We start from the raw sequence: 17,721 nt of genomic DNA on the forward strand, positions 1-17,721 counted from the left end.
CTCGGGCTACCGCAAGCTCGGCATCGACGGCGAGGACCTCTACTCCGGCAAGGGCGTGTCGTGGTGCGCCACCTGCGACGGGTTCTTCTTCCGCGAGCAGGCCATCGCGGTCGTCGGCGGCGGTGACTCGGCCGTCGAGGAGGCCACCTTCCTCACCCGCTTCGCCTCGAAGGTGTACCTGATCCACCGCCGCGACTCGCTGCGCGCCTCCGCGATCATGGCCGACCGCGCGTTCAAGGACCCGAAGCTCGAGGTGCTCTGGAACTCCGAGGTCGCCGAGATCCACGGCGGCGACAAGCTGGAGAGCGTCACGCTGCGCGACACCGTGACCGGGGAGACCCGGCCGCTGGAGGTCACCGGCCTGTTCGTGGCGATCGGCCACGACCCGCGCTCGGAGTTGCTCGGCGGTCAGGTCGACCTCGACGACGAGGGCTACGTGCTGGTGCGCCACCCCTCGACGGCGACGAACATCCCGGGCGTGTTCGCGGCCGGCGACCTGGTGGACCACCACTACCGCCAGGCGATCACCGCGGCCGGCACCGGCTGCGCCGCGGCGCTCGACGCCGAGCGCTACATCGCCGACCTGGACCACGCCGCGGTGACGCCGCAGGAGGCCCAGGACGCGGTCGCGGAGTCCGCCGCCGTCGAGACCGTGCAGACCGCCGGCCTCTGACGGCAAACACGCGGAAACAGCGGTGTCTCACAGGTGAGATTCGACCAAACTGGAGCTCACATTGGTCGTTTCTGACCCACCCTGTGGTTCTCGCTCGTGGCCGGTTCAACTGGTGTGCTGCGGGTGGGCAGGTTGTGAGCCGGCGGGAATGGTCGGGGGGATTTGCCGGTGGGTCCGGGCGACGGCCCGGTGGCGAGGTGCGGGGGGTGCGGCACGAATCGCGTGGGGTGATCGTGCCGCACCCTTCGTTGCATCCCGGACCGGACCCTCGTGTGGTGCGGACTTGTTGCCGCTGGGGGTCAGGAGTTGAGCAGGGCCTGCATGGTCTCGATCTCGGCGGTCTGGGACGCGGTGATGTCGGCGGCGAGGTCGATGGCGGGCTGGAACTGGCCGTTGTCCTGCTCGGCTTCGGCCATCTCTACTGCGCCGGTGTGGTGCTCGATCATCATCGTCAGCCACAGCTCCTCAAATCGGGCGTCGGGTGCGGCCTCCAGGGCGCTCATGTCCTCGGCCGACATCATGCCGGGCATCTCGTGGTCCATGCCCTCCATCGAGTCCGTCGCATCGCCGGAATCGTGGTCGCTGTGGCCGCCGTTGACGTGGTCGCGCATCGTCTCCGGAACCTCCTCGCCCCAGTTGAGGAGCCAGTCGGTGAAGGTCTCGATCTCCGGGGCCTGGGCTGCCCGGATCTGTTCGGCCAGCTGGTGGACCGCGGGGTCGAGGTTGCGGCCTTCGGTGAGGTCGACCATGACGAGGGCCTGGGAGTGGTGTTGGAGCATGTCGGACGCGAATGCGATGTCGGCGTCGTTGTGCTCGGTGGTCGAGGTCTCGGAGGAGGTGTCGGCTCCTTCGTCGTCGGTGCCGCACGCTGCTGCGGTGAGGCTGAGGGACAGGCCGAGCCCGAGAACGGTGACGGCTCGACGGGTGGTGTAGCGGTTACGCATGGAGGTTCTCCTGGTTCAGGTCTGACAGGGGGGCGGAATGTCGTCACCGCCGGCGCAGAGGAGTACCCGAGGGCCGGGGTGATGCAACGCCTGTCAGCACCTGATGATCGAGAACCTCCACACCGCAGGCGGGCCCGTGCCTGTTGGTGCGACCCTGCGGGTGATCTGCCTGATGACGGCGGGGGCCAGTACCGCCCACAACCGCGGGAGCCTGCAGGCGAGAGCGCCGAGGGCGAGAAGAGCGGCGGCTGCAAGCATCGCGGCGCAGAGCATCATGACGTGTTCCGCCCCGCCGTCCCCATGTGCCCCGTGACCGGCGTCGCGGTCGGTTTGGCCGGTGGTGGGGGCGTGTGTCTCCTCTGCGTGTTGGGCGGCCATGGTGACCTGCGACGGCCCTGGAATTGTTGTCGAGGAGGCACTGTGGTGAGTCGTGTCGAGGGCGGGTAGCAGCGCGTGCGTTGCGCTGAGGGCAGTCGTGTGCCCTGGTGGCCCGTCGATGTCCTTGGTGGTGAGGGCGTGCATGCCCAGGATTCCGAACGCGATCGCAGCGATCACCACAACAGCCAGGCGACGGCGTCGAAGCGGGGAATGGGTGTGCCGCTGAGTCAGCCGGCTCCGAACCCCGCCGGGACTAGGGCCGTGACGAAGAAGGCTTCCGCCGGCGCTCGTCATGGGGCTCACCTCCTCCACCCCGCAGTTTACGGAACCGCTCACACCGAGAGGATACCCCCAGGGGGTATGTAGAGTGAGGACGACTCAATCGCTGAGGTGGGAAAAGAGATGAGCGAAGCGCCGCACCACCACGACCACGACGACCACCACGACCACCACGACCACCACGACCACCAGGGTGGGTCTGGGAGCTCGCGGTCGACGGCGGTCAGCGCGACCCTGCACTGCCTCACCGGGTGCGCGATCGGGGAGATCGTCGGACTGATGATCGGCACGGCGGTCGGCTTGAGCGCCGGGTGGACGATCGTGCTCGCCGTCGGTCTCGCGTTCCTGTTCGGCTACCTGCTCTCGACGCTCCCGCTGCTCAAGGCGGGCCTCGGGGTGGGGACCGCTCTCGGTGTCGTGCTCGCCGCTGACACCCTCTCGATCGCCACGATGGAGCTCGTCGACAACGCCGTCATGGCGCTCGTTCCCGGGGCGATGGACGCGGGCCTCGTCAACAGCACGTTCTGGCTCGCGATGATGTTCGCGCTCACGGTGGCGTTCTTCGCCGCGTACCCGGTCAACCGCTACCTGCTGGCGCGCGGCAAGGGACACGCCCTCACCCACCGCTATCACCACGCCGCCGGCGAGGTGACCGGCGCGCGTCGCTACATCCCCTCCCTGGAGACACCGGTGCTGGTGGGCGTCATCGCCGCCTTCATGCTCGGCGGTCTGGTCGTGTCGCTAGCCGACGAGCTGAGCACTGGGGGCGGCGCGCCCCCGCACGCGCTGCCGACGAGCGCCGCTCTGAAGCCCTTCTGAACTGGAGATTCGTCAGGACTTCCTGCTGAAGAGCCGGTTGAGCAGTCCGAATGCGGGCGCGGTCTCCTGGTGCCCGGTGCAGCGGTCCGCGCGAGGGACCCCGGTGAGGACCTGGTCTACGTGCTGGCCGCAGCCGGCCCAGGTCGTCCTGCCGCACTTCTTGCAGGTGACTGCTCGACACATGGTGGTCTGCGGGGTCAGCCGTGGGAGAACGTGATGGTGGGCAGGACGCGGCGCAGCCAGAAGGGGCTCCACCAGGCCGCGCGCCCGGTGAGGCGCAGCATCACGGGCAGCAGGACGAGCCTGACGAGGAAGGCGTCGAGCAGCACCGCGACGCCGAGCACGACACCCATCTCCTTCGGGGGGATCGGACCGGAAAGCGCGAAGGTGAAGAACACCGCGACCATCACCGCCCCGGCGGCGAAGATGACACGCCCGGAGCGGGCCAGCGCCTCGACCATGGCGACGTGGGCGTCGCCGGTCCGTTCGTACTGCTCCTTCGCGGAGGCCAGCAGGAACACGGTGTAGTCCATCGCGATCGCGAAGATCATCGCGAAGAAGAACACCGGTGACCACGCGTCGAGGAAGCCCTGGCTCTCGAAGCCGAGCAGGTCGGCGCCGATGCCGTCCTGGAAGACGAGCCGGGCGACCCCGAACGCGGCGGCCGTCGAGAGCAGGCTCGCGAGCGTGCCGAGCAGCGAGATCAGCGGCGCCTGCAGCGCCACGAGCAGCAGGAGGAAGCCGAGCACCAGGACGACGCCGATCACGAGCGGAGTGGACTCGTCCAGCTGCGCCTTCAGATCGAGGTTCTCCACCGGCGCCCCGCCCACGAGCGCGCTGTCGGGCAGGTCGGCGCGGAGCCGGTCGACCGTCTCGCCGAGCCCGGGGTCGGACGGGTCGACGGTGGGCACCGCCTGGAGGAGCACGAGCCCGCTGTCGTCGCTCGCCGGCATCGGCGGGAGCGCGGCGGAGATCCCGGCGTCGTCCGCGAGCACGGCGGACGCGGCGTCGGCGTCCGCGGCGTCGGCGACGACCTGCAGCGTCCCGGGCGCGCCTTCGCCGAAGGCGTCCTGCACGACGTCGTACCCGGCACGGGCGCTGGCGTCCTCGGGCAGCACCTTGATGGAGGGCATCGCCGTCGTGAGCCCCACGATCGGCGCAGCGAGCGCGAGCAGCACCACCGTGGCCGTCGCGCCCCAGAGGAGCGGGCGTCTCCAGAGCCGCTCGCCCCAGGCGGCGAACCTCGCGGAGCGGTGCTCCCCGGCGCCGAGGCGGGGCAGGGACAGCTTGTCGATGCGGTGGTCGAGCTTGGTGAGCACCAGGGGCAGCAGGGTGAGGGTGGCGCCCAGGATGAACACGACCGCGATCATGATGCCGCCGGCCATCGAGCGGAACGACGGTGACGGCACGAGCATCACCGCCGACAACGAGACGAGCACGGTGACCCCGGAGAGCAGGACGGCCTTGCCGGCGGTGTCCATGGTCTCGGCGACCGCCCCGCGCACCGAGCTGCCGGAGGCCGCGCGCGTGGCGCGGTAGCGGGCGACGAGGAAGAGGGCGTAGTCGATGCCCAGGGCGAGGGCGAACATCATGGCGAAGTTCATCGCCCAGATCGACACCGGCACGAGCTCGTTGACGAGCACCAGGGAGCCGGCCGAGGCGATGAGGCCGGCGAGGGTGAGCATCAACGGGAGACCGGCGGCGACGAGCGCACCGAAGGCGATCACGAGGATCACCATCGTGACCGGCCACGAGATCATCTCCGACGTCAGCATCGCCTCGAGGTTGGCCTCGTTGAAGTCCGACCAGAGCAGCGACGAACCGGTGGGTTTCACCTCCACGCCGTCGACGGAGAGCGCCTGCAGGTCGTCCTTGAGGTCGGTCGCGACCCGCACCATCTCGTTGGTGTCGACCCCGGCCCCGGCCAGGACGATCGCGGTGCTGCCGTCCTCGCTCAGCGTCGCTCCGGGCATCGGGGCGACGACGTCGGCGATGCGGGGCTCGGCCTCGAGCACCCGGGTCACCTCGTCGAGCACCGCGGCGCCGGCACCCTCGGTGACCGCACCCTCCTCGGCGCGCACGACGACCTGGATGGCCGAGGAGGCGTTGCCCCCGAAGCTCGCGCGGGCCAGCTCACGGGCGGCGACCGACTCGGAGCCGTCGGCCTGCCAGCCCGCGCCCGAGAGGTTGTGCTCGACCTGCGGGGCGAAGGCCCCGAGGCCGATGACGAGCAGGAGCCACACCCCGGTGACGATCCGGGCGTGGTCGGTGACCCAGACGCCGAGGCGTCCGAGGGGTCCGGGGCGGGGGCCCGGGGGGACGTCCGAGGCCTGGGAGGGGTGCTCGTGGGCGGTCGTGCTCATGGAGGGTCCGTTCTGGTGAGGGTGAGCAGGAGTGGTCAGACGAGGGCGGGCAGGGCCCGGGCCGCGGTGTAGCCCGCGATGGCGAGGACGAGGACGGTGAACCCGGCCGAGAGCCGACGGGGATCGACCCGGCCGGCGAGCCGGGCTCCGGCGACGGCGGCCAGCGCGGAGCTGAGGGTGAGCACCAGCACGACGCCCCAGTCCGGCGAGGTGCCGACCCCCGCCCGGGTCGCCAGGGCGGTCGCACTGGTGATCGTGATGACCACGAGCGACGTGCCGGCGGCGTACGGGAGCGGCAGGCCGAGGGCGAGCAGCAGCGCGGGTACGACGAGAAACCCGCCCCCGACGCCGAGGAAGCCGGTGAGCAGCCCCACCAGGGTGGCGGTGACCGCCACCTTGATCGCCCGCGGGCAGGCACAGGCGAAGGTCGGGCTGAAGGTGAGGATCGGGTCGTCCAGGGCGGGTCGCGCCGCGTGCGCGGGGCCGGCGGGCTGCCGCACCAGTCGCCACGCCATGAGCGTGCCGACCAGGAGCATCAGGGCCGCGAACGCGGCGAGCAGCGCGGCCTCGTCGACGAGGGCGGCCACCCTGGCCCCGACCACGGCGCCGCCGACGGCGACCGCCCCGAAGGTCGTGCCGCGGGCGAGCAGGACGTTGCCGGAGCGCCGAGCGGCCACGGCGCCCACGAGCGCGGTCACCCCGACCACGACCAGCGAGCCGGTCGTCGCCTGCGCGGGTGACTGGTCGAGCAGGAACATGAGCACCGGCACGGCGAGGATCGAGCCACCGCTGCCGAGCGCGCCCAGGCCCAGCCCGATCAGTACCCCGGCCACGACGGCCACGAGGAAAGTCACGTCGCGGGGCCCACGAGGTGCAGCCCGACCGCCTCGGCATGGTCGAAGGTGTCGTCGACGGCGACGGTGATGCGGCCGCGGGCGTCGAGCATCGAGGCGGCGACCGACGCTCGGTAGCCGCCGGCGCAGTGCACCCACACCTCACCGGCCGGCACCTCGTCGAGGCGGCCCCACAGCTCGTGGAGCGGGATGTTCACGGCACCCCTAATCGCCGCGGCGTCGTGCTCGTCGGCGCGGCGCACGTCGAGCACGACCACCTCGCGGTGGTGGCGCACCTGCGCGAGGTCGGCGAAGGTGCCCGTCGCGAAACCGGCCGGCGCGTCGCCTGCGGCGACCCAGTCCGCGGGCCCACCGGTCGCGTGGGCAGCCGGACGGTCGATGCCGATGCGGACCAGTTCGCGCTGCGCGTCGCTGACCTGCGCGGCGCTCTCCCCGAGGAGGGTGAGCGGGGTGCCCCACGGGATCAGCCAGCCGAGGTACGTCGCGAAGCCGCCGTCGAGGCCGAAGTTCAGGGCGCCCCGGGCATGCCCGGCAGCGAACGCGGTGCGGTGGCGCAGGTCGACGACCCACTCGCCGCCCTCGATGCGGCGCCGCAGCTCCTCGGCGTCGGCCCGCGCCGGAGCGCTCAGGTCCGGCGCCGAGGGCCCGGCCGCGTTGGCGGGTGCCATGTGGGCGTAGTACGCCGGCCAGGGGCCCAGCCCGGCGAGGAGCTCGCGGACGTAGCTCTCCTCGTCCTGCGTCAGCGCGGGATTGGTCGTCCGCTCGCGGCCGATGGTCGAGGACGTGGCGTCGGACTGGGTCGCGGAGCAGAACGACCCGAAACCGTGGGTCGGGAACACCTCGGCCGAGTCGGGCAGCAGCGTGGCCAGCCGGTGCGCGGAGGCGTGCTGGTGACGCACCAGGGCGTCGGTGTGCTCGTCGCCGAGCAGGTCGGGGCGTCCCGTGGCGCCGAAGAGCAGCGACCCGCCGGAGAACACGCCCACCTCGGTGTCGGGCCGGTCGTCGTCGCGGACCTCGCGGAGTGCGTAGGACACGTGGTGGAAGGTGTGCCCGGGCGTGGCCAGCACCGTCAGCACCATCCGGCGGCCGACCCGGATCTCGTCACCGTCCACCACGGGCACGCGCTCGAACGACACCTCCTCGGCGCCGTTGACGACGTACGACGCCCCGGTGGCGGACGCCAGGGCGAGGCCGCCCGTGACGTAGTCGTTGTGGAGGTGCGTCTCCAGGACGTGGGTGAGCCGCACCCCGTGCTCGTCGAGCAGCGCGAGTACACGGTCGATGTCGCGCTGGGGGTCGACGACGAACGCCGACTCACCGTCGTGCACGAGGTAGCTGCGATCGCCCAGCGTCGGGGTCTCGACGGGGACGATGGTGAGGGCGGTGAGCGCGGTGGTCACGTCTCCACCGCCCGGGATCCGCGGGCCAGCGGTCGCCCCGACCGCGCCCAGGCGCTGGTGCCGCCGCGCACGTTCACGGCGTCGAACCCCAGTGCAGTCAGCATCTCGACCACCGCCGCACTGCGGTTGCCCGAGGCGCAGACGACGTGGATCCGCGCGTCACGGTCGAGCTCGTCGATCCGGTCTGCGAGGCGGCCCATTCGAATGTGGTGGGCGCCCGGCACGTGGCCCTCGGCGTACTCGGCCGGCTCACGCACGTCGACGACCCTGGCGCCGCGCTCGATCGCTGCGGAGAGCTGCTCGACTTCGATCTCCTGCATGGGTCTTCATTCCTTTCAGTCTCGGAACCCCCTGGGGGGTTAATCGGAACCTAACAGAACCCCCCAGGGGGTTGTACAGTCAGAGTGGACGACGCCCCAGGGACCTCTTCGGCCCCACGCCCTTCACCGACGAAAGGCAGGACCCCAATGACGGACTACACGCTCTCGGTCACCACGGACCGCGGGTACGACGAGACGGTCGCGGCCGTGCGCGAGGAGCTCGCGGAGGCGGGGTTCGGCGTGCTGACCGAGATCGACCTGCGCGCCACCCTGAAGGCCAAGCTCGACGTCGACGTCGCCCCTCAGGTGATCCTGGGCGCGTGCCGCCCGCAGCTGGCCCACGAGGCGCTGCAGGCCGACCCATCGATCGCCGCACTGCTGCCGTGCAACGTGGTGGTGCGCTCGACCGGGGAAACGACGACCGTGGTCGAGGCCTTCGACCCGGCGGTCATGACCTCGTTCTCCGGCGACGCGGGCGAGGTCCTCCGTCGCGTCTCGCAGGACGCCCGGACCCGGCTCTCGTCGGCCCTCGCGGCCGTCGCCACCCGAGGAGAGCAGTCGTGACGGACCTCGACCCGACCGAGATCAAAGCGATCACCACCCGCATGAAGCGCGCCAACGGACACCTCGCGAGCGTCATCCGGATGATGGAGGAGGGCTCGTCCTGCGAGGACGTCCTGACCCAACTGGCTGCCGTCAACAAGGCGCTCTCACGCGCCGGCTACGCGATCGTCGCCACCGGCCTGCAGCACTGCCTGGCCGACGCCGGCGAGGAGGGCATCGACGCCGTCGACGTGAAGAAGATGGAGAAGCTGTTTCTAGCGCTCGCCTGACGGGGGCCGTGGAGTCGCGTGCCCCAAGGTGTGGTCCACAAACGGCGGTTTGTGATCTTCCAGACCGCCTGGCGGTTCCGCAGGCAAGGTCCCGGACAATCAATCGGCGCGACCGGGCGTCGACTTGGGCCTTGAGAGGATCAGTCATGCAGTTGGTTGGCCCGCGCGCTGGGGACCGATGGATTGCCAGGCAGGTCGTTCTGTCCGGCCTATGGTTCTTGCTGCCCCTAGCGCTGGCGGCAGTCGGCGTTTCCCTGATTGACGGCCCGCCGACCTGGGCTGAGCTACGCGCAGGCGCTGCGCCGCTTGCGGCCGCAGCCGGCTTGGGGCTGCTGTGGGGTGGGTTCCGGGCTTCGTACTGGTGCCGGAGGCTGGGCGACAACACGGTGGACCTCGCGGGCGATGAACTGGTTCTTTGCACCCGACGCGGCTCGCAGCGACTTGAGTTAGCCCGCATTCGAGGCGCGCGTGTCGACGGCCGGCTCCGATGGTTCGACTTCGTGCAGGTACCGGCTGGGGGCGAGGGGCCACCGCGCCTGCGGCTGTTCCATGATGGCGAGCTGGTGATGTCGGAGCCGTTGCTGATCTGGGGGGACCGCCGGGCTCAGCACATTCAGGACCTGTTGCGGGCCGAGACCGGCTGATTCCAGCACTGTCGATCTCAAGAATGCTCGATGGTCTTCGCCATCTTCAGCGGTCTGCAAGTCATTAGTGCGCCGAGCGGGACAGTGGTGCGCAATCGTTCTTTTCTGAGCCTGCCGTTCTTCGAGCGTTCCAGGGCCACATCGCGGTGGGTCAGAACCCGTAGCCGAAAACTACGGCTCACTAGAGGCCCGCCTACCGTTTGTGAACCTGACTGCCTCAAGTGGTGTGCCGCCGCCCAGCCCGCCGGCTGCTGAGCCGGTGCCGCCTCGGTGCAGACCCTGGTGCGCCGTGCGCGCGCGTACGACCGGCGACCAGCAGCCCGAGCTGCCGGTCGACGCGTCGGGCGCGGCACGTGTGGAGCGTGTGTCCGTGGAGGCCGTGACTGGGGCGGCGGCGTCCTGGCCGAGACCGACGCGGTGCTGGACCACCGCTCAGGAGGTGGGCAGGGTCACCACGAAGCGGGCGCCGCCGAGCGGTGAGGTCACGACGGCGGCGTCGCCGCCGTGCGCCCGCGCCACCTCGCGGACGATGGCCAGGCCCAGCCCGCTGCCGCCGTCGTCGCGGGCCCGGGCCTCGTCGAGGCGCACGAAGCGCTCGAAGACGCGGTCGCGGTCGGCCGGGGGCACCCCGGACCCGTCGTCGTCCACGACGAGCTCCACGACGCCGTCGGGCCGGGCGCCGGAGGACAAGGTGTGGCTTTCGCCGTTATATGGCGGGGTTCTGTCGACGCTCTGTGGCGGCATCTGCTCATGGCGATACACGCGAGCACCGGTCTGGTCACAGATAGCGGCAGACGGTCGTGGTGTCGCATTTGGTGGGGTCGCTGGTGGTGGCACTGTGGTGAAGGTGCGCGACGGTGTGTCGCAGTGCTTGCAGGTCGGCGATTTGGCGGTCCAGGTCGCCCAGGTGGGCTTCGAGCAGGGCGTGCACGTGCTGGCAGGGTGCGACTCCGGCGTCGCGGATGTCGAGGATCTCGCGAATCTGGGCCAGGGTGAGCCCAGCGGTGCGGCCGCGGCGAACGAAGTCCAGGCGCGCCAGGGCCGCAGGGGTGTAGTCGCGGTATCCGTTGGCGGTGCGCTCAGGCGCAGGTAGTAGGCCGGCTTCTTCGTAGAAGCGCAGCGTCTTGGTTGTGGTGCCGCTGGCCACGGCCAACTCACCGATGCGCACAGTGGCCCCTTTCTCGGCTCTCGTCCATGTTCGCCTTGACCTTCCCCTGCGCTGGAACGTCCACTATGGACGCTGAAGAGGGGTCACGCGAAGGAAGGTGGGCAAATGGGTGTGGACTACGACGTCGATCTGGCCGTGATCGGCTCAGGAGGCGCGGCGATGTCCGCCGCCATCGCGGCCAGCCAGGCCGGTAAGAGCGTCGTGCTGGTTGAGCGCGGTGTTCTGGGCGGGACGTGCGTGAACATCGGCTGCGTGCCGTCCAAGACGCTCCTGGCGGCCGCCGGGGCCCGGCACGCCGCGCTCACCAATCCCTTCAAAGGTGCCCCAACGTCAGCCGCACCGGTGAACCTCGGCGATCTGGTGGCCCAGAAGGACGCACTCATCGAGCGCCTGCGTGATGCGAAGTACGCCGATGTGGCCGCTGCCTACGGCTTCCAGGTCCGCCCAGGCCAGGCCAGCTTCCTGGACGGGGACACCCTGGCCGTCGACGGCCAGGCGCTGCGGGCCCGGGCCTATCTGGTCGCCACCGGTGCCACCCCCGCCATCCCGGAGGTGGTCGGTCTCGACTCTGTGGACCGGCTGACGTCCACCACCGCGATGCAGCTGACCGAGCTGCCTGAGTCCCTGGTCGTTATCGGTGGCGGGTACGTCGGGATGGAGCAGGCCCAGCTGTTCGCTCACCTCGGCACCCGGGTCTCTGTGGTCGGGCGTCTGGCGCCGCACGCCGAGCCGGAGCTGGCCCAGAGACTTCGGGAAGTCTTCACCGACGACGGCATCACCGTGGTCGAAGAGCGCGCGACCACTGTGGCCCGCGAACCAGGCCCCGCAGGAGAGGTGGTGGTGACCACGGACTCGGGCGAACAGGTGCGCGGCGCGCAGGTCCTGGTGGCCACCGGACGCCTGCCCCGCACCGACGGCCTGAACCTGGCCGCTGCCGGTGTGGACGTGGACGAGCGCGGCTTCGTCGTGGTCGACCAGACCCAGCGCACCTCCAACCCGCGCGTCTGGGCCGCCGGTGACGTCTCGGGGGCTCCCCAGTACGTCTACGCCGCCGCCGCCGGCGGTCGGGCCGCCGCGCTCAACGCCCTGACCGAGGACAGGTACCCGCCGGCAGCTCGGGTCGACTACGCCGGCTTTCCTGCGGTCGTGTTCACCCGGCCCCAGCTGGCCTCGGCGGGGTTGACCGAGGACGAGGCCCTCACCCGAGGGCACGCGTGCGACTGCCGCGTCCTGGACCTGTCCGATGTCCCCCGGGCGCTCGTCCAGCACGACACCCGCGGGGCGGTGAAGCTCGTCGCCGACGCCGTGAGCGGCAAGGTTCTGGGCGTGCACGCTCTGGCGGACGGGGCCGGGGAGATCATGCTGGCGGCCACCTACGCCATCAAAAGCGGCATGACCGTCGACGATCTGGCCGACACCTGGGCGCCGTACCTGACCATGAGCGAAAGCCTGCGCATCGTGGCCGGCCTCTTCCGAAACCAGATGCCGACGTCATGCTGCGCCTGAAACCCGCGGCCCCAGCGGGGTGGACGAGGGCTCCCGCGGCGGCCCGCCTGGCGCCGTGAATGTGCCTTAAAAACCTACAGTCTTATGAGACACCAGGCGGGGACCGGACGCCGAGACCGCTTCATGGGCCGATGGGCACCTTCTGCCTCTCGCGAAGTCGTCTCACCGTGAACTGTCGCAGGGTGGTGCTCGGTAGGGGTTTGTGAGTCATAATCATGTCATGAGGCTCTTGGGGTACACCCGCGTGAGCACTGCGAGTCAGGACGCGCAGTTGCAGTTGGATGCACTCGTGGATTCCGGGGTGCAGAAGCGGGATGTGTTCGCGGATGTGACCTCGGGTAGCCGGACCGCGATCGAACGCCCGGGGATGAAGCGCCTGTTGGACTATGCCGAGTCCGGCGACACGGTCGTGGTGTGGCGCATCGACCGGCTCGGCCGATCCTTGATCGATGTCCTCAACACCGTGAACCTGATGCGCGACAAGGGCGTAAAGATCAAGTCGCTTTCGGACGGCATCGACCCGGAGACCACTTCCGGCCGGTTAATGCTGGGCATGCTGGCCACGCTGGCCGAGTACGAGCGCGAGCTGATCACCGAGCGAGTCAATGCCGGCATCGCTGCGGCGAAGCAGAGCGGTACCCGGTTCGGTCGGCCGCCTGTTGACCCGGCGGTGATTGCGGAGAAACTCGACATCGCTCGGGACGCCCGCGCCAAGGGTCGCACCGCCGAGGAAGCCGCCCGATTGGTCGGATGGTCTCGCGCCACGCTGTACCGGCACCAACAGGCTGCCCGCGACCGCGACATGGTCTCCCAGCAGGTGTGACATGGACGGGCCGCAGCGGTGGCGAATCCTCCGGCTTCACGTCGAGGACGGCATCTCGCTGACGACCCTGGCCCGTGACACCGGCACCGGGCTGCGGACACTGCAACGCTGGCACCAGCTTTACAAGACCGGCGGCATCGCGGCGTTGGAGCCGCGGCCACGACGCGACACGGGATCTCGACGCACTCCGGCGGAACTGGTCACGTTTCTCGAGCACCTCGCGCTGACCCGCCCACGCCCGAGCACCGCTGCATTGCACCGGCTCACCACGGCCGAAGCGGGTCGCTTGGGTTTGGCGGCCCCGAGCTATGCCACGGTCCGCGCCATCGTCCACGCTTTGGACCCGGCCCTGGTGACGCTTGCTCTGGAGGGGCCGGCAGCATATCGGGACCGCTATGAACTGGTGTTCCGCCATCGCGCCGAACGGCCGAATGTGACGTGGCAAGCCGATCACACCGAACTCGACATCCTCATCACCGGCGCCAGCGGCACCCCCGACCGGCCCTGGCTGACGGTGGTGATGGACGACTACTCCCGCGCGGTCTGCGGGTACATGGTCTTCACCGGGGCGCCATCGGCGATGAACACCGCGCTGGTGCTACGACAGGCGATCTGGCGCAAGACCGAACCGGCCTGGGCGATGTGCGGACTACCCGACGTCCTCTATATCGATCACGGCAGCGACTTCACCAGCCGCCACCTCGAGTACACCGCGGTCTCACTGAAAATCCGCCTCATCTTCTCCACCGTCGGTCGCCCGCAAGGCCGAGGCAAGATCGAGCGGTTCTTCGGCACAGTCAACACCGAGCTCCTGGCCACCCTGCCCGGACATCTGGCACCAGGGGCCAAGACACCTCCATCTCTGGATCTACCTGCGCTCGATCAGGCGATCGCCGGTTTCATCGCCACCTACAACGAGCGGACCCACCGGGAGATCGGGACGAGCCCGAAGAAGGCGTGGATCGGTGACGGGTGGTTGCCACGCATGCCCGAATCCCTCGATGAACTCGACGGACTGCTGCTGACGGTGCCCAAGCACCGCACCGTGCAGCGTGACGGCATCCACTTCCAAGGCCGGCGCTACCTCGCGCCAACTCTGGCACCGTTCGTTGGCCGCCCGGTGACGATCCGCTACGACCCGCGTGACATCTCCGAGGTTCGCGTATACGACCGCGACACCTTCCTCTGCGTGGCCATCGATGAGGCGCACCCGAACCAACGGGTAAGCCTGCAAGAAGTCGAGACCGCACGCCGAGCCCGCCGGCGCCAACTGCGCAAAGACATCAACGACCGCATCCCGCGTATCGCCGATCGGGCCGAACCGCGCACCGCCGCCCCCGGAGCGCGGCCAACCAAGCTGCGCACCTACGAAGAGGACTAAGGATGGCCAAGGACTTCATCATCACCAAGGAACATCGCCGGTTCACCGAATTCGCCACCGCGGTACGCAAGGAACGCACCATCGGCATCTGTCACGGCGACGCCGGCATCGGCAAGACCCAATCGGCACGCCGATACGCCCACTGGGACACCGTGGAACCGTTCATCACCGAATGGGGGCCGCGCACCGAAGACGACGCCAAGCTTTATGCAACTGCGAACCGGTGCCGGACCGTGTTCTACACCCCCGAGGTGCTCCCCAGGCCCAAAATCCTCATGCACGAGATCGCGCACCTGCAGACAAAGCTCGGCATCTGCATCGACGAACACCAGCGCAACATCGGCAAAGTCACCGGCGCCCGCTCAGGTCACACCAACAAGTGGGTCGAGCTGCTCATCATCGATGAAGCCGAACGACTGGCCCCGACCGCACTCGAACTCCTCCGTGATGAACACGACCGCTACGACCTGGCGATCATCCTCATCGGCATGCCTGGCAGTGACCAGCGGTTTCGCCACTACCCTCAGCTCTACAGCCGCCTCGGATTTTCACACCGATACCGGGCACTAGGACGCGAGGAACTGCTCTTCGTCCTCGATCGCCATTGGAAACGCCTCGGCCGCACTCTTGACCCAGACGACTTCACCGACGCTCAAGCGATCGCCGCGATCGAACGCATCACCCGGGGCAACTTCCGCCTCCTCGAACGCCTCTTCCCTCAGATCGCCCGAGTGCTCACGATCAACCAACTCGAGACCATCACCGACGACGTCATAGAATCCGCCGCCAGCATCCTCGTGATCGGAAACTAACGCCCCCAAGCGATCACAGAAAACCGCCGCAAAGCACTCAAACCCACACCCGGGCCTCCGTCGGCGACAGGCTCAAAAACGACCGTTTGTGGAGCCTGCAGCTCGCGTGAGCATGGTCGGGCTAGGTGAGTTCCTCTTCGAGTTCGTGACGGTTGGCGCGCGAGGGGTGAAAGCGCTGCACCTCGACCGCCACCGGTTGGGGGGTAACGCCGGGCCCGCCGCGCGTGAGCCATGCGGCGATCTCGTGGGTGCTGAGGTCGTCGTTGCATTGTCCGATCCAGACCGGCGCCTCGCCGTTCGCGAGTTCCTGACTGGCGGGGATTAAGACGACCACGTTGGAGTGGTCGCACGCATCGAGGCAGCGGCTGGCGACGACGCGGCCGCCCCCCTCGATGGCGGCGGCGCGGAGTACCTCTAGTTGCCGGCGGTGATCGATGTCTGGGTGTTTGTGGCGGCTTCCGCAGTCGCCGCCCCGGCAGACCACCGCAACCATTTCCTCGGCGGCGCCAGTCGGTGCGCCCTTGGGCTTTCTGGGGTGTCGTCGAGGCACGCAGCTTCTCCGGTTCTTGTGTCGCAACGGGGTCACGTTGTGCGGGGCCAGGTGTCGCGTCGCGGTGCGATGGTCGGCCGGGATGCGCCGATCGCGCAGGTTGGCTGGTCGGTTAGACGAGTCGGCGGACGGTGAGGCCGAGGTCGGTGGTCGCGAAGACGTTCAGGTCGCTGACGGCGAGGACGTCGACCCCCGAGTCGGTGCGCGTAGCGCTGAGGGAGGTCAGGCCCGGCCCTACGGGGCCACCTGTGGTCCAGCTCTGGCCGGCGTTCTCGCTCAAGTACAGCTGCCCCTCGGGTGAGGCGGCGACGATGGTGGTGTCATCGGCGAACGTCGCCAGGGAGATGTCCGCAGGGGCAGGAGCGGTCGTCCAGGTGAGGCCTTGGTCCTGGCTGAGGTGGATGTCGGCGGCGGCCACGACCGCGATCGTGGTGCCGTCCGGCGAGAGCGCCAGGCCCGTGGGCGGGGCCGGCGGCACCAGAGTCTCCCATCGGGCGCCGTCGGTGGTGGCGCGGAGCTCGCTGTCGTACCCGACGATCACGTCGTTGCCCGCGGCGAGGCCGTGGAAGTCGGATTGGCCCCCGCGCGAGAGGGTGCTCCAGCTCTTGCCGCCGTCATCGGAGCTGATCAGGCCCATCGGCTCGTCGAAGTCGAGCTCGGGGCCGGCGTGCCCGGAGGCGTAGAACGTTCCGTCGGGCGCTCGGGTGAACCCCATGAGATCGAACGTGGGACTGATGAGGTCCAGCCGCGGAGCGTCGTCCTGACTGATGCCTCCATCTCCGCTTCGATCCGTAGGGGTCTTGGTGCGGTCCTCGAGCGCGAAGAGACCTTGGTGGGTGGCGAGGAGGACCTGGTTGGTCTCTGGGTCGCGGACCGCGGCGTGGATGTGCGTGATGGCGATGTCTTGCCCAGGACCTTCGTCCTCACCGCGGCTCGCGATCAGCTTGGTGGCGGTCAGCGCGGCGAGCACGAGGAGGGTGGCTACGCCTGCTCCAAGTAGCAAGCGGCGGCGGTTTGGTCGAGTGGTCGAGAAGACCGGGGCGCGTTCCGAGGCCTCAGGCTCAGGCGGTGGGGCGGGTGTCATGGGTGGTCGAGCTCCTCGGGCAGGGGCCAGACGTTGGGCTGGCAGCTGTCGAGGCCCTTGGTTTGCTGCTGCATCACGGGTGCCGGTTGGCCGGCGCCGGGGCAAGGACGATGGCCGTGGCCGAGGACGTGGCCGACCTCGTGGTTGATGACGTAGATGCGGTAGTTCTCGATCTGGTCGGCGTAGTCCGTGCTGCCGTGCTGCCAGCGCCAGGCGTTGATGACGACGTCGTCGCCGTTGCGGCACGACAGCCGCCCGCGGGTCTGCAGGGGAGCGCACAACGCGTCGGCGGTCTCGGGAGTGGCGATGACGATGCGGAAGTCCCCGTCGTCGACGTGCTGCGGGCGATGACCCCCGCCGTTCCATCCGCGGGGGTGGCTCAGGATGGTGTCGATCGTGGCCGCAGTGGAGGACACATCGAACGGCAGACCCTCTTCGACCTGAATCTCGTAGGTGACTGTGGGATCGGCAACGCTCGTGCTGTTCGTGGCGTCGGCCAGGACGAACTGACCACTTCCCGCTTCGGAAATCGGGGCCGTTGGCTCGCTGGTCTCCGCGGTATCGGACCGCTGCTGCGGGGCGCTGGAGCCGTCGTCGAGAAGATGGTGATGCACCAGCTCGGTTCCCGGCCCTCGTGACGCTGCTGGTCCTGGCAGTCCTGTTGAATCGGTTGGGTCGGCTAGACCCGCCGTTGCGGAGCCCGCAGGGCCACCGGAGCTCGACTCCGGCTCAGGGCTGTTCATCAACCATGGAGGCGGGGCGATCATTGCAGCCGACAGCGCGACGGCCGCTACGCCCGTCAGGGCGGCCCCAGCAGCCGTCTTGCCGCGCCACGCGAGGGGCTGGTCGCGCTCGCCACGGTGACGACCGGGTCGGCTTGACGCTTCGGA

General features: G+C 69.4%; 19 protein-coding genes. 9 read left to right on the forward strand and 10 right to left on the reverse strand.

Going from position 1 to position 17,721, the window contains the following annotated elements:
• A partial coding sequence (locus INN71_RS07265; RefSeq protein WP_301800010.1) for an NAD(P)/FAD-dependent oxidoreductase occupies positions 1-673 on the forward strand: 673 nt, incomplete at its 5' end.
• Between the two features lie 299 nt (positions 674-972).
• Here INN71_RS07265 and INN71_RS07270 read toward each other — a convergent pair.
• Complete coding sequence (locus INN71_RS07270; protein WP_277501333.1) at positions 973-1,617, reverse strand: DUF305 domain-containing protein; 645 nt, start codon at positions 1,615-1,617, stop codon at positions 973-975.
• A gap of 780 nt (positions 1,618-2,397) precedes the next feature.
• On the opposite strand from INN71_RS07270, the gene INN71_RS07275 reads away from it, so the two are divergent.
• On the forward strand, positions 2,398-3,093 hold the full coding sequence (locus tag INN71_RS07275; protein ID WP_277501334.1) for a DUF4396 domain-containing protein: 696 nt from the start codon (positions 2,398-2,400) through the stop codon (positions 3,091-3,093).
• A 197-nt stretch (positions 3,094-3,290) separates the two neighbouring features.
• Here INN71_RS07275 and INN71_RS07280 read toward each other — a convergent pair whose 3' ends face one another.
• Genes INN71_RS07280 through INN71_RS07295 form a run of 4 tightly spaced genes read right to left on the reverse strand, consistent with a single transcriptional unit; the run spans position 3,291 to position 8,030 of the window.
• A complete protein-coding gene (locus INN71_RS07280; protein ID WP_277501336.1) occupies positions 3,291-5,456 on the reverse strand; it encodes an MMPL family transporter in 2,166 nt (721 codons plus the stop codon).
• Positions 5,457-5,491: 35 nt separating this feature from the next.
• Entirely contained in the window at positions 5,492-6,310 is an 819-nt protein-coding gene (locus INN71_RS07285; protein ID WP_277501337.1) for a TSUP family transporter, read from the reverse strand.
• On the reverse strand, positions 6,307-7,710 hold the full coding sequence (locus INN71_RS07290; protein WP_277501338.1) for a rhodanese-like domain-containing protein: 1,404 nt from the start codon (positions 7,708-7,710) through the stop codon (positions 6,307-6,309). Before INN71_RS07290 ends, INN71_RS07285 begins: the two co-directional genes overlap by 4 nt.
• Positions 7,707-8,030 carry a rhodanese-like domain-containing protein gene (locus INN71_RS07295; protein ID WP_277501339.1) on the reverse strand — a complete coding sequence of 108 codons (324 nt, stop codon included), beginning with the start codon at positions 8,028-8,030 and terminating at the stop codon, positions 7,707-7,709. The genes INN71_RS07290 and INN71_RS07295 overlap by 4 nt, the downstream gene beginning before the upstream one ends.
• A gap of 147 nt (positions 8,031-8,177) precedes the next feature.
• Here INN71_RS07295 and INN71_RS07300 point away from each other — a divergent pair, with 147 nt between their 5' ends.
• From INN71_RS07300 to INN71_RS07310, 3 genes are all read left to right on the forward strand, one after another.
• Entirely contained in the window at positions 8,178-8,594 is a 417-nt protein-coding gene (locus INN71_RS07300) for a DUF302 domain-containing protein (protein ID WP_277501340.1), read from the forward strand.
• Positions 8,591-8,863, forward strand: coding sequence for a metal-sensitive transcriptional regulator (locus tag INN71_RS07305; protein ID WP_277501341.1), 273 nt, complete (start codon positions 8,591-8,593; stop codon positions 8,861-8,863). The genes INN71_RS07300 and INN71_RS07305 overlap by 4 nt, the downstream gene beginning before the upstream one ends.
• Positions 8,864-9,009: 146 nt before the next feature.
• Positions 9,010-9,507, forward strand: a complete 498-nt coding sequence (locus INN71_RS07310) for a hypothetical protein (protein WP_277501342.1) — start codon at positions 9,010-9,012, stop codon at positions 9,505-9,507.
• A 432-nt stretch (positions 9,508-9,939) separates the two neighbouring features.
• Here INN71_RS07310 and INN71_RS07315 read toward each other — a convergent pair whose 3' ends face one another.
• Together INN71_RS07315 and INN71_RS07320 are read right to left on the reverse strand one after the other, a co-directional pair.
• Entirely contained in the window at positions 9,940-10,251 is a 312-nt protein-coding gene (locus INN71_RS07315; RefSeq protein WP_301800013.1) for an ATP-binding protein, read from the reverse strand.
• 34 nt (positions 10,252-10,285) lie between these two features.
• Positions 10,286-10,675 (reverse strand): heavy metal-responsive transcriptional regulator, encoded by a 390-nt coding sequence (locus INN71_RS07320; RefSeq protein ID WP_007928756.1) that lies wholly within the window; start codon positions 10,673-10,675, stop codon positions 10,286-10,288.
• Positions 10,676-10,780: 105 nt separating this feature from the next.
• On the opposite strand from INN71_RS07320, the gene merA reads away from it, so the two are divergent.
• The 4 genes from merA (at position 10,781) to INN71_RS07340 (ending at position 15,197) form a co-directional block, all read left to right on the forward strand.
• Positions 10,781-12,181, forward strand: coding sequence for a mercury(II) reductase (gene merA / locus INN71_RS07325; RefSeq protein ID WP_017838447.1), 1,401 nt, complete (start codon positions 10,781-10,783; stop codon positions 12,179-12,181).
• 220 nt (positions 12,182-12,401) lie between these two features.
• Positions 12,402-13,004 (forward strand): recombinase family protein, encoded by a 603-nt coding sequence (locus INN71_RS07330; RefSeq protein ID WP_094364518.1) that lies wholly within the window; start codon positions 12,402-12,404, stop codon positions 13,002-13,004.
• A gap of 1 nt (position 13,005) precedes the next feature.
• The gene (locus INN71_RS07335; RefSeq protein ID WP_094364517.1) at positions 13,006-14,385 is read left to right on the forward strand and encodes a Mu transposase C-terminal domain-containing protein; all 1,380 of its coding nucleotides are present in this window, start codon (positions 13,006-13,008) and stop codon (positions 14,383-14,385) included.
• A 2-nt stretch (positions 14,386-14,387) separates the two neighbouring features.
• Positions 14,388-15,197 carry an AAA family ATPase gene (locus INN71_RS07340; RefSeq protein WP_277501346.1) on the forward strand — a complete coding sequence of 270 codons (810 nt, stop codon included), beginning with the start codon at positions 14,388-14,390 and terminating at the stop codon, positions 15,195-15,197.
• Between the two features lie 121 nt (positions 15,198-15,318).
• Here INN71_RS07340 and INN71_RS07345 read toward each other — a convergent pair whose 3' ends face one another.
• From INN71_RS07345 to INN71_RS07355, 3 genes are all read right to left on the reverse strand, one after another.
• Positions 15,319-15,747: a (2Fe-2S) ferredoxin domain-containing protein gene (locus INN71_RS07345; protein WP_277501585.1), complete on the reverse strand. Its 429-nt coding sequence runs from the start codon at positions 15,745-15,747 to the stop codon at positions 15,319-15,321.
• Between the two features lie 112 nt (positions 15,748-15,859).
• A complete protein-coding gene (locus tag INN71_RS07350; protein WP_277501586.1) occupies positions 15,860-16,717 on the reverse strand; it encodes a F510_1955 family glycosylhydrolase in 858 nt (285 codons plus the stop codon).
• A 110-nt stretch (positions 16,718-16,827) separates the two neighbouring features.
• Positions 16,828-17,445: a DUF3152 domain-containing protein gene (locus INN71_RS07355; protein WP_301800014.1), complete on the reverse strand. Its 618-nt coding sequence runs from the start codon at positions 17,443-17,445 to the stop codon at positions 16,828-16,830.
• Between the last annotated feature and the right edge of the window lie 276 nt (positions 17,446-17,721).

The sequence above is a fragment of the Nocardioides sp. ChNu-153 genome (assembly GCF_030466625.1).
GTDB lineage: Bacteria > Actinomycetota > Actinomycetes > Propionibacteriales > Nocardioidaceae > Nocardioides.